General features: G+C 38.3%; 8 protein-coding genes. All 8 read right to left on the minus strand.

Features of this window, described 5'->3' with window-relative positions:
* Nucleotides 1-16 precede the first annotated feature (16 nt).
* Nucleotides 17-1,945, minus strand: coding sequence for an alpha/beta hydrolase-fold protein (locus LUD75_RS10865; RefSeq protein WP_232705700.1), 1,929 nt, complete (start codon nucleotides 1,943-1,945; stop codon nucleotides 17-19).
* Between the two features lie 95 nt (nucleotides 1,946-2,040).
* Nucleotides 2,041-3,660, minus strand: coding sequence for a glycoside hydrolase 43 family protein (locus tag LUD75_RS10870; protein WP_232705701.1), 1,620 nt, complete (start codon nucleotides 3,658-3,660; stop codon nucleotides 2,041-2,043).
* 117 nt (nucleotides 3,661-3,777) lie between these two features.
* Entirely contained in the window at nucleotides 3,778-5,496 is a 1,719-nt protein-coding gene (locus LUD75_RS10875) for a glycoside hydrolase family 43 protein (RefSeq protein WP_232705702.1), read from the minus strand.
* 19 nt (nucleotides 5,497-5,515) lie between these two features.
* On the minus strand, nucleotides 5,516-7,978 hold the full coding sequence (locus LUD75_RS10880) for a glycoside hydrolase family 95 protein (RefSeq protein WP_232705703.1): 2,463 nt from the start codon (nucleotides 7,976-7,978) through the stop codon (nucleotides 5,516-5,518).
* A 26-nt stretch (nucleotides 7,979-8,004) separates the two neighbouring features.
* A complete protein-coding gene (locus LUD75_RS10885) occupies nucleotides 8,005-9,288 on the minus strand; it encodes an MFS transporter (protein WP_232705704.1) in 1,284 nt (427 codons plus the stop codon).
* Complete coding sequence (locus LUD75_RS10890; RefSeq protein ID WP_232705705.1) at nucleotides 9,289-9,924, minus strand: bifunctional 4-hydroxy-2-oxoglutarate aldolase/2-dehydro-3-deoxy-phosphogluconate aldolase; 636 nt, start codon at nucleotides 9,922-9,924, stop codon at nucleotides 9,289-9,291.
* On the minus strand, nucleotides 9,921-10,928 hold the full coding sequence (locus tag LUD75_RS10895; RefSeq protein ID WP_232705706.1) for a sugar kinase: 1,008 nt from the start codon (nucleotides 10,926-10,928) through the stop codon (nucleotides 9,921-9,923). The genes LUD75_RS10890 and LUD75_RS10895 overlap by 4 nt, the downstream gene beginning before the upstream one ends.
* Nucleotides 10,929-10,932: 4 nt before the next feature.
* The gene (uxaC, locus tag LUD75_RS10900) at nucleotides 10,933-12,351 is read right to left on the minus strand and encodes a glucuronate isomerase (protein ID WP_232705707.1); all 1,419 of its coding nucleotides are present in this window, start codon (nucleotides 12,349-12,351) and stop codon (nucleotides 10,933-10,935) included.
* Nucleotides 12,352-12,418: the final 67 nt, after the last annotated feature.

A 12,418-nucleotide genomic window follows, 5' to 3' on the forward strand; every position in this document is an offset into this window, starting at 1 on the left:
AACTGAAGATTAAATTTTAATTTTTAAAAAGCAATTGAGCAAACTGATACAGATTGTTTCTCCAAACCGGCCAGGTGTGACCGCCGGGATATTCGGAATAGGAATATTTAATCCCGATCTCATCAAATTTTTTATTCATCATCTGACCATTTTTGTAGGCAATGTCATCTTTTCCGCCCATTGCAATCCAGAAATTTTTAATATTTGAATTGAATTTCGCCTTATTTTCGGCAAGAAATTTATACTCATCATTCGCTACATTCTGCAACATAGGAAGCATCCATCCAGAACTGAAAACGCCCAAGTAAGAAAACATTTCAGAATTCTGAATTCCTGTATACAACGTATAAATCCCGCCCATTGACAATCCTGCCAAAGCTCTGTTTGCTGCATCTTTTTTAACCCTGAAACCCGATTCCGTAAATGGAATTACAGATTCTTTCAGTTCTTTTTCAAACATCTGAAGGTTTCTGATACCAAAATTTCCAAATCCAGCAGATCCGATATTCGCATCGGGCATTACAACAATCATCGGTTTTGCTTTTCCTTCCGCAATAAGATTGTCTAAAATTAGATTTGTTTTGCCCTGCATTGCCCATCCACTTTCATCCTCGCCACCACCGTGAAGAATGTAGAGAACCGGATAGTTTTCGTTTACATTTTTGTCGTATCCGGGTGGAGTGTAAATAAATACTCTTCTCCAAGAATTCGTGACTTTTGAGAAAAAATTCTGAATACGAATATCGCCGTGCGGAACATCTTTCAGGGCATAATAACCGTCTCCTGCAAAAGGAACTTCGATTCCGCTCGCATATCTTCCCATTCCATAAAATGATTTACTGGATGGATCAGCAACCGCTACATTATCAATCAGTAAAGAATAATAATGAAAGCCTTCGCTCAAAGAATCTGTGGTTGCCGTCCAAACACCGTCCGTTTCTTTTTTGAGGTCGTATTTTTTTCCTAGATCTATCTGAACTTTTTGCGCATCCGGAGCTTTTACTCTGAAAATTGCTTTTCTGCTGGGTAAAATCTGTGGAAACTGTGCGTTTCTGATGTTTGATTCCGCCGGACTCCCAAAAACGGTAAATTCCGAAAATTTGGTTTTGTCAACAGGTTTAAAGAGTAATTGCGAAAAGATATACAAATCATTTTTCCAGACTTTGAAATCGTGACCACCCGGTTCTATGTAAAAAATGTGCGGAATTTTATTTTCCGTTAGATAATCGCTCGTCCTTTTACTGAAAGGCATCAATCCGTCCTGGTCGCCGCAGGAAATCCAAAGCAGTTTTAATTCTTTAGCTTTGGTAGGATTCGGGAGTAACTGTTGAGGCTCTTTGGTATTCGGAGCAGATGAGAAACCTCCCACCCAAGCGAATTTGTCGATGTTTCCCAATCCGAAATTCAGGGTTTGTCCGCCACCCATTGACAGTCCGGCAATCGCACGGTTTTCCCGGTCTTTTTTTACAGGATATTTTTTTTCGATGAAAGGAATCAAATCGTTCAGCAAATCTTTTTCGAAAGTTGCAAAAGCTTCCACTTTATCTTTTGCCATAATATTTCCCGTTGCTCTGTCATCTTTCATCGCTCTGCCATTGGGCAAAACGACAATCATCGGAGTCAGTTTTCCCTGAGCATAGAGATTGTCAAGAATAATCTGAGGTATTCCGTTTTTATACCACTCTTTTTCGTCTCCGCCAATGCCGTGAAGCAGGTACAAAACCGGATATTTATTTCCTTTTTTGAAGCCCGGCGGTGTATAAATCAAAGCTTTTCTTTGAGTTCCTACCGTTGTTGATTCATATTTTATTGTATCAATTTTCCCGTGGGGAATTTCTTTCTTTTCGACATCAAAACCTTGCGGCGCCTGTTTATCAAGTGTTTGTGCAGAAATGAATATTCCTGAAAAGATAAAACCTAAAGCAAATACAACTGAATTTCTCATAATTTTTTATTTGTATTTTTTACACTTATTAATTTAGATAAAAAAATAATATCCAACGGAATTATTTTTTCTTTTTTAATTTTAATCTAAAGTTTTTATTTTATAGTTAAAGAATCTGTAATTCTGAAAAAATCGACATCCACAAAACCTCCTGTGTTTTTCGTAGCATAATTAAAAATCGCAAATTTAGAACCCATAAATAACCTTCTGTAATCAAAAATCATTTTGTAATCTTTCTCCATTTCTGTCCAGTTTTTCTGATCGGTACTGTAAGAAAAATCTGCTAAATCTTTTCCAAGATTGAAATCTGCTTCAATACGGAGGAAAATTTTATCTGATTTAATTTCGATACGTTTTTTTTCTTCTTTTTTCACTCCGGTAATCGCTTTCGTTTTATTATCCAAGCTTACTTCATTTGTTGAAAAAGTTAGAAATTTCTGGTTGCCTTCTTTTACAATTGATAACAATCCTGAATCGCCATTAAATGCACTGAATCCTGCAACATCACCGTCTTTCATTCCTTTCAAATCTAAGGCAACAACAGCACTGGATTTTGGACCTTCCATTCGTTGCGTTAAAGTATTCGGAGCAGAATAAATATTATCTACAACACGGCTCGTTCTCAGTCTCATAAAACCTTTTCTGTCTGACAAAGACCAGGCTTCATTCATAGGATTATGGTTCCATTGCCATTGGATTTTTAATTTTTTATCTGAAAATTCATCACTTTCTACGATATTATTTTTCGGTTTAAACGGCGGAAGCGGAATTTCACCTTTTAAAGGAACTCTTCCATTGTCGCCCAAAACCGGCCAATCGTTTTCCCATTTCACAGGAATTAAAATCGGGACGCGCCCTACTCCGCCTCTGTCCTGAAAAATCAATGAATACCAATTTCCGTTTTTATCATCAATCAAAGCACCTTGCCCTGCGTAAGAAAATCCTAAAAAGTTGTCTTCCAGAATCACTTTTTTCTCATAAGGTCCGGTCACTTTATCTGCTCTGTAAACTTCCTGACGGCGTTTTCCACCTCTTGGCCAGGAAATCATCATCATATAATATTTTCCGTTTCTTTTAATGATTTGATTGCCTTCCAAAAGTCCGGTTTCTGAGGAATCTTTTTCAAAAACCACCGTTCCTTCAGGATTTCCGATGACTTCTTTAAAATCAGGACTTAATTCAAAAACTTTGTTGGAAGTGAAGACATAAACCCTGTCGTCATCATCAAATAGCAACGATGCATCGTGAAAATGTCTGGTTCTTGTGATCAGTTTCCAGTTTTCTTTTTCGGGATTATCCGTTACATAGAAATAGGATTTGAAAGGCTCGTCATTCGGGGAAAACAAAACGTAATATTTCCCTTTGTGATATCGGATGGAAGATGCCCACTGTCCGCGACCGTAAACTGTTCCATTAAGCAAATCATATTTGGAATTGTCATTCAGTGTATTGAAAACATAACTTGCCATTTCCCAATGTACCAGGTCTTTGGAATGCATCACCGGAGCGCCCGGCATCAGGTGCATCGTGGTGCTTATGAGATAAAAATCATCACCGTTTCTGGTGACTGACAAATCCGGTGCATCTGCCCAAATAATGGGATTGGTAAATGATGTAGTCTGTTGTTTCTGAACAGGATTTACTTGAGCCGAAAGTAGATTCAGCCCGATAAATCCGTAAAAAGAAACTATATAAAATGGTTTATTAATTTTCAAAATTTTAATATTTTGGTGGTGATTTTAACTTTTTCTCTCGCAGATTTTACGGATTTGGCAGATAATTGTGTTAAAATCAGTTCAATCTGTTTAATCTGCGAGATTATCATTTTTATATTAATTTGGTACAATATCGTTAGTCGATGTGCTGTATAAACCAATCAAACTTCCAGTGAATCCACCTGCAACATCTGTGGATAAAATGTCTCCGGAAACCGGACCTCCAAGATTTTTGTAGGTTTTTCCATCTAAAGAGTAATTAAAATTAAGATCATCTTTTTCACCAACTACCTGTAATTTAATCGTTTTTGAAAGTGCAATTTTTTCACTGGCAATCAGTTTTGATTCTCCTTTTTCTGTTCTCTCCAAAACGATGTAAAAGTCTTTATCTTTTTTGGTAATTCCAAAAACGTAATTGAATCTTTCGCTTTGATAACAGGTAATTCCGGCCAATTCTTTTTCAGATTTCGGTTTGAAATCCAGTGTTACGGAAGTTTCAAAATCTTCGTGCTGTAATCTGTGAAATAATGCCGAGACAGGAGCTAAAGCTTTGATATTGGTTTCAAAAGGAGTTACCTTTACGCCGTTTTTGACAGTTGTAATGAAATTTTCACGAGGTCCCCGCATCGCAATCCAACGGTAATCCAGTTTTTTTTCGGTCAGTTTATCATTATACGTGAAGTTTCCATTCGGAAAAAATCCATTTTGTCCGGTTTGGTTTTTTACGCCTTCCGGTAATTTTAATTTTGGCTTCATTGGAACTAAACCGTTTTCAAAAACAGGATACTTTCCGCTCCAGTCTACAGGAAGAATGAAAGTTTCTCTTCCGTGATTCACACGTCCTTTTTCGTTGGGACGAATCGCCAGAAATACACCAAAATATTTTCCATCGGGAGTTTCCACCAGATCGGCGTGACCTGCCCAATCCACTTTATCTTTTCTGTCTTTCGGGAAATAACGCTGCGTCAAAATCGGATTATTTTGTGCAGGAACAAACGGACCTTTCGGAGAATCTGACATAAAAATAACTTCGCTGTGATTACCGCCAGTTCCGCCTTCTGCGCACATCAGAAAATATTTTCCGTTCTTTTTGTACAAATGCGGACCTTCTATCCAGATTGGTTTTTGGGAAAGATCAACACCGCCGTTTACAATAATTTTATCTGAACCCGCAATAACCTGGTCTTTTTCCAAATCATAATCCCACATTTTGATGACACGGTGACCATTGTACTTTTCAGTTCCTTTTGGCGGCGCATCATTATGAACAATATAGGCTTTACCATCATCATCAAAGAAAATTGAAGGGTCAATGCCGTCAAAATTGAGTTTCTGTACTTCGCTCCAGCCTTTTGCAGGGTCTTTGGTTTTCACGACCATATTTCCGATTCCACCAGCAATCTGTGTGGTGATCATATAAAAAGTGTCGTTGAATTTGTTATATTTGATATCCGGTGCATAAATTCCTTGGGAAACACCGCCTTTTTCTACTTTAAGCTGAGAGGGTCTGTCGAGAACGTGACCAACCTGCTTCCAGTTGACCAAATCTTTAGACGTAAAAATCGGAATGCCAGGAAACATTGAAAATGAAGAATTGACCAAGTAATAATCGTCTCCTTTTCTGGTAATACTCGGATCCGGATAACAGCCCTGAAGAATCGGAGAGTAAAACTCGTTTTCTTTTAAGGGATTGTTGGTGTAGATTTTATCATTTCCACGATAGGAAAAGTCTGAGAAAGTCTGTGCTGAAATGCTACTTAAAGAAAGTAAAGAAACTGCTGTCACCAAAGTGAGTTTATTTCTTAAAAAAATCGAATGCATTATTTTCTGTCTCATTGTTATATTTTTTAGATTATTATTTAATTTTTAATATATAAATTTTTCCTGCTTCTGTCGGAAAATCATAGATGAATCTTTCTTTCATTTTAACCTCATTCAATTTTGCTTCTGGCGATATCAAAGGCTTCTTAATAGTCGGAATTTCAAAATATGGATTTTGATTGTTTCCTGATGCCAATTTTAAGGTGTTTTTCTCTTTTAATTGCAACTCATTAGATGCACTGATTCTGCAGTTTCCACCCAGATTTGATTTGATGACAACTTCTGTAGCTTGACTGTCTTTCCAAATGATACTGACTTCAAAACCGCCGTACGTTTTAAGTCCGGAAATATTTCCGTTTTCCCATTCGTCGGGAAGTGCAGGCAGAATATCAATTCTTCCGTTTTGTGTCTGCAAAAGCATTTCGGTAATTCCGGAAGTACAGCCGAAATTTCCGTCGATCTGAAACGGAGGATGTGCATCAAACAAATTCGGGTAGGTTCCTCCATTTTTGTTCCAACCGTCTTTGTCTACCAATGTCAATTGATCTTTTATTAATTTGTTGGCGTGGTTTCCATCGAGTAATTTAGCCCAGAGATTGATTTTCCAGCCCATCGACCAGCCTGTGGAAACATCTCCACGGTGTAACAAAACGGTTTTTGAGGCATCAAAAAGTTCGGGTGTTGTGACAGGATTGATTTGATTTCCTGGAAACAAACCATATAAATGTGAAACGTGTCTGTGATTGTCTTCCGGATTGTCCCAGTCTTCCATCCATTCCTGCAATTGTCCGTATCGTCCGATTTTCATCGGTGGTAATTTGGAAATGATCGTGTTCCAAACCGTAATTTTATCCGAATCTATATTTAAAATTTGTGCCGCTTTTTTTGTTTTGCTGAACAGGTCAAACATCAACTGATTATCCATCGTATTTCCCGCTGCCAAAGCACTTCCCTTGTTTCCCAGCGGAATATTTTCGGGAGACATCGACGGACTTGCAACCAGCCATTGGTGTGTAGGTTCTTCAATCAGGAAATCCTCATAGAACTGTGTCGCAGATTTCAGAATGGGATAAATGGATTTCAGATAATTTTTGTCTCCGCTGTACAGGTATTTTTCCCAAAGATGCTGTGAAAGCCAGGCACTTCCCATTGGCCATTGTCCAGCGTTGGCGAAATCAACTACGCCTGTAATTCTCCAGATGTCGGTGTTGTGGTGTGCCACCCAGCCACGGCTTTTGTACATTACTTTTGCCGTTTCTGCTCCGGTTACGCTCAAATCTTTGACCATCTGAATCAAAGGCTCGTGCATTTCCGGCAGATTCGTTTTTTCGGCAGGCCAATAATTCATTTCCGTGTTGATGTTGATGGTGTATTTACTGTCCCAAGCCGGTTTGTTGGAGTTGTTCCAAATCCCTTGAAGATTAGCAGGCTGACCACCCGGTTGCGATGATGAAATCAGGAGATAACGACCAAACTGATAATATAATGAAACGAGCTCAGGATCGTAACTGGTGGCAAAATTCTTAACACGCAAATCCGTTGGAAATTGTGACGCAGGAGAAGTTCCGAGGTTGAAATCTACCCTTTTGAAATAATTCTGGTAAGCGTTGAGATGATTCTTAAATAAAGTATTGAAATTTTTTGTTTCTGCTTGAGTAATGTAATTTTTGCTTTTTGAAACTTCGTCGGTATTCAAAGTTTTGTAGTCTATGAAGTTGGTGGCAATCGAAATCAGAATCATCACTTCATCTGCATTGGCAACCGAAATTCTCTCTTCTGAAACAGAAGTTTTTCCACCCTTAGCAATAAATTTAGCCAATGCATTGAATTTAACCTGGCCCTGAACGCCGTCTAATGTGGAAGAAAGCCCATCCATTTGCAAGGTATTGGCATCAATCGCTTTTACATTTTTTTTCAGTTCGCTGTTGAATCCGGCATTGAAATTCAGGGCATTTTTTTTGTCTGAACTTAGTTTTATCACAATTACCTGATCCGGGACTGAAGCGAAAACTTCTCTTTTATAATGACTTCCGTTGGAGGAAAATGTGGTCGTTGTTATTGCCTTTTCAATATCCAGCTCACGGTAATACTCTTTAATATCGATGAGATTATTAAAATCAAGATTCAAATCACCGATATTCTGAAACGCCGAACCGTGAAGTGTTTTTGCTGTCAAACCCTTATTGGAAAGGATTTCGGCTCTTTTGTAATTTCCGTTAAAAAGGTAATACCGAATAGAATCCAGCACTTTGGGACCGTCAGGATTATCATTCCGGGAAGGGCCTCCCGACCAGAATGTGGCTTCATTCAGCTGAAGCTTTTCTTTTGAAGGGTCTCCAAAAACCATTGCCGCCAATCTTCCATTTCCAACAGGTAATGCTTCCACCCACTGTTTTGCGGGTTTGTCGTACCAAAGCTTGTATTTTCCTCCTTTCTGTGCAAGGGAAAATCCGCTCATGAAAATACAGATGATCACTATGCAATGTTTTAAGTTCATTTTCACTTTTAAGTATTTAAGAAATTTCAGATAGAAATTTGAGTTTTTTTCCTATTAATCAGCCAAATAATTCCCCAAGCTGCAACGTAAGAAACACCGGCAATGAAAAATATGATATTGTATCCGCCGTTGATATTTCCTGCTTTTTTGAAGGTGTCCAAGACAATTCCGATAAAAAGTGGGAAAATAATTCCTGCTGCCGAACCCAGCATTCCGCCAAATCCGATAACCGAACTTACATAATTGTTAGGTAATTTATCGCCAACAGTGGTCATCAGATTCGCCCCCCAACCTTGATGCGCCGCGGTTGCAAAAGCAATGATAATGGTAATCAGCCACATATTGTCAACATATTTTGAGAACATTACCGGAACAACCATCAAAGCAAACAAGAGCATTGTTAAACTTCTGGCTCTTCCGATTGTCCAGCCTTTTTTAATTAAAAATGAGGAAAGATAACCACCGCCGATGCTTCCAATCGTAGTTCCGCTGTAAATAATGATCAACGGAATGGAAGGCTTTGTCATATCCATTTTAAATACGTCTGAAAAATAAGCCGGCAGCCAGAACATAAAGAAATACCAAATCGGGTCGGTCAGAATTTTTCCGATGGCAAAAGACCAGGTGACTTTGTATTTTAATATTTCGGATAACGGAACTTTGGACTGCTCCTGCGTTTTTCCATCCTGGTCACTTTTGATGTATTCTAATTCTTCCTGACTTAATTTTTTAGTCTTTTCAGGAATGGTATAAAATCTCCACCAAAGGACAATCCACAATAAACCTAATGCTCCAATCCAGACGAAAGTTTCTCTCCAGCCGTATTTCGCTAAAATAATAGGTACAAGGAGTGGCGCTAAAATAGCTCCCACCGTAGCTCCTGAATTGAAAATTCCGGTTGCCAAGGCTCTTTCTTTTTTAGGAAACCATTCGGCGACTGATTTTATCGCTGCGGGAAAATTTCCGGCTTCACTGATTCCGAGGGTACTTCTTGCAATCAAAAATCCGACTGTGCTTTTTACAAAACCGTGTCCTATCGAAGCGAGACTCCAGACAATTAGGGAAACGGCGTAACCGATTTTGGTTCCTACCCTGTCGATAAATCTCCCCATCGCAAGATAACCAATCGCATAAGTCGTCGTAAATGCCATCACAATATAACTGTAATCTTTTTCGTCCCAGCTGAACTCTTTTTCAAGGACAGGTTTCAGCAAACCCATTACCTGGCGATCGAGATAATTGATCGTGGTAGCGAGGAACACCAATGACAGCATAAACCATCTGATATTATGATCTTTAGGAGCCTGCATCTAGTTTTGATTAAGTTGTTTTAATAAATTCTGAACTTTCTCAGTCAGCTGTTCTGCCTTCAAGTCTGTTTTGATGAGCGAACTTCCCAATCCGACAGCGATTGCACCACCTTTGAGCCATTCTGTAATATCTTCAACATCAGCATTGATTCCTCCGGTCGGCATAAAATGCATTCCCGGAAAAACAGGCTGAATGGATTTGATATAATTTTTGCCTAAAGCATCTGCCGGGAAAATCTTTACTAAACGAAGTCCGTTTTGAAAAGCCAGATTGACATCAGAAGGCGTGAAACAGCCGGGAATCAAATTGATGTTTTTTGCGACAGCGTGCTTTACGAGCTCTTCGCTGATGACCGGTGTAATGATAAAATCTGCTTTTGCATCGTTATAATCATACATTTCCTTTATATTTTTTACCGTTCCGATTCCTAATAAAAGTTCCGGAAATTCGGTAGCAGAGATTTCTTTTAATTTGGTAAAATTCTCCAATGCCTGAGTTCCACGGTTAGTGTATTCTATTACACGGATTCCTCCGTCGTACAAAGCTTTTACGGTATTTTTTGAAACTGCAAACGATTCATTGTAAAACAAGGGAACGATTTTCTGGTCATTTATTATCTGTAGTATTACATTCATAATTCTTCAATATTAATAGATTCATCTATCGTATTACCTATAACAAAAAGCTTTTTGAATGCGACTTTTGTAGCATCTTTTAGAATCTGTTGTGAGGCATGTCCTTTCAAAGTTCCGTGAATCAAGGCTGCCATAAAGGAATCGCCGCTTCCCACTCTTTCCTCAATTTTGTCTGAGTGATATTTCTGCGAAACCAAAAGCTTCTCGTCAGCAAATAAAGTCGCATAGTAATTAATTTGCTCAGCGCTCGTGAAACGAAAGGTATTGGCAATCATTTCCACATTCGGAAAAATCGACTGAATTTCCAAAGCTGATTTTTCTGCCTGTTTCAAAAGATTTTTATCATTAAAACTTCCATTTAGTTCGTATTCTATCGGAATATTCAAAAACTGTTGGATTGACCAGATATTTCCCATCAGAACATTCACGAAAGGCATCAGATTCTTAATTTTTTTTGAAGGATTTTTGCCCTGCCAAAGCGCTGCGCGATAATTTAAATCGAGGGAAACCGTAATGTTTTTTGACGCTGCTTCTTTCATTAAATCCAGACATTTCTGATAAGCATTTTCACTTAATGCTGGTGTGATTGTACTGATGTGAAGCCATCTTACTTTTGAAAATATTTCGTCAAAACTGAAGGTGCTAAAATCCGATTCTGTGAAAACCGATGGAAAACGGTCGTAAACCACCGCAGCATTCTGCATATCGCTGTCCGAAGACAGGTAAAAAGTTCCGATTCTACCGTTGTTTTTCTCTGCAATAATTTCGATTCCTTTATTTTTGAGTTGAGATTCTAATTGACTTCCTACAAAATTTTCCGGCAAAGCTGAAAGGAATTTCACAGGATTGTTCCATTGTGCAAGCGCAGAAGCCACGTTGTACTCTGCACCGCCTACGAAAATTTTCAGAGACTGCTCATTGAGCCAGTTTCCTTCGGAATCCGGAGCGAAATGCAAAAGCAATTCTCCGAAACATAATATTTTATTGGAAAATGAATCTTGCATTGTATTAAATTTCAAAATAATTTTTCGTGTTGTGATAACAGATGTCCTCGATAATTTTACCAACCCATTCTTCGTCATTAGGAAGAAAGCCCCTTTCCATCTCACTGCCGAACATATTGCATAAAAGTCTTCTGAAATAATCGTGTCTTGAAAACGACAGAAGACTTCGGGAATCAGTTAGCATTCCGACGAATGTGCTGATGAGACCGATATTGGAAAGTGTATTCATCTGCTTTTTCATTCCGTCTAATTGGTCGAGAAACCACCACGCTGCACCAAACTGTACTTTAGATTTAATTCCGCCTTCATTGAAATTCCCGGCAAGTGTCGCTAAAACTTCATTAAAAGTGGGATTAAGGTTATAAATAATGGTTTTGGTAAGTTGTCCGGCAGAATTCAGTTCGTCCAAAAGAACGCTCATTCTTTGTGCAAAATATTGTTCGCTGATAGCATCATAACCTGAGTTAATTCCAATTTTATTAAGCATTTCAGAATTATTATTTCTGGTTGCTCCCACGTGAAACTGCTGAACCCAGCCTTTTTCAGCGTACATTTTGCAAAGTTCTTTCAGCAGATAGCCGCACAAGGCTTCCGGATTTGGGAATGTCGGATTATTTCCTTTTAAAAATTCAGAAAATTCGGTTTCTAATTTAAGATTCCATTTTGTGGTATCAGGAAAATATTCAAACCCGTGGTCTGCGACTTTAGCTCCGATTTCTGCGAAATAATTAATTCTGGACTCAAGTGCATTTAATAAATCAGAAACTGACTGAATTGAAATTCCGCAAACATTCTCAAGCTTTTTAATGCTCAAAAGATATTGCTCCGGATTGATGATATTGATGTAAGAATCTGGGCGGAAAGCCGGTAGAACCTGAGTTTTAAAACCGCTATTTTTTAGTGCTTTATGATAAGCTAAATCATCAGCGGGGTCGTCTGTTGTGCAAAGTGCTTCTACTTTGAAATTTTGAATAATGGCTTGTGGTAAAAAGTCCGAAGTCTGCAAACTTTCATTCATCTGATGATAAATGGAATCTGCATTTTTCGGAGAAAGATATTCTTTGATTCCAAAAGGATTTTTCAGTTCCAGATGTGTCCAGTGAAATAAGGGATTACGAAGCGTATACGGTACAACTTCTGCCCATTTTTTGAACTTTTCCAAGTCTGATGCTTTGCCTGAAATGCATTGCTCATCAATCCCAAAATTCCTCATTGCTCTCCATTTGTAATGGTCGCCATCCAGCCAAATTGCTGTTGGAGAAAGGAAATTCTGATTATTTGAAATAACATCCGGTTCCAAATGATTATGATAATCAATAATCAGCATTTCTTTCGCGTAACCGAAATAGAGATTTTCTGCCTTTGCCGATTCCAGCAAAAATGATTCTCCGAAAACTTCTTTATTGCTGATGGGATGATTCATTTTTAAATTTAAAATTGATTTTGATTTTTGAGAAAAATCTTTAAAAACAAGACCTTAACTGAGTGAG

The organism is Epilithonimonas sp. JDS (assembly GCF_021261315.1).
GTDB lineage: Bacteria > Bacteroidota > Bacteroidia > Flavobacteriales > Weeksellaceae > Epilithonimonas.

What these genes read in the sequence shown, in the direction of transcription:
- LUD75_RS10865 (WP_232705700.1), bottom strand. Translation starts at nt 1,945, where the DNA reads ATGAGAAATTCAGTTGTATTTGCTTTAGGTTTTATCTTTTCAGGAATA.
- LUD75_RS10875 (WP_232705702.1), bottom strand. Translation starts at nt 5,496, where the DNA reads ATGAGACAGAAAATAATGCATTCGATTTTTTTAAGAAATAAACTCACT.
- LUD75_RS10880 (WP_232705703.1), bottom strand. Translation starts at nt 7,978, where the DNA reads ATGAACTTAAAACATTGCATAGTGATCATCTGTATTTTCATGAGCGGA.
- LUD75_RS10885 (WP_232705704.1), bottom strand. Translation starts at nt 9,288, where the DNA reads ATGCAGGCTCCTAAAGATCATAATATCAGATGGTTTATGCTGTCATTG.
- LUD75_RS10890 (WP_232705705.1), bottom strand. Translation starts at nt 9,924, where the DNA reads ATGAATGTAATACTACAGATAATAAATGACCAGAAAATCGTTCCCTTG.
- LUD75_RS10895 (WP_232705706.1), bottom strand. Translation starts at nt 10,928, where the DNA reads ATGCAAGATTCATTTTCCAATAAAATATTATGTTTCGGAGAATTGCTT.
- uxaC (WP_232705707.1), bottom strand. Translation starts at nt 12,351, where the DNA reads ATGAATCATCCCATCAGCAATAAAGAAGTTTTCGGAGAATCATTTTTG.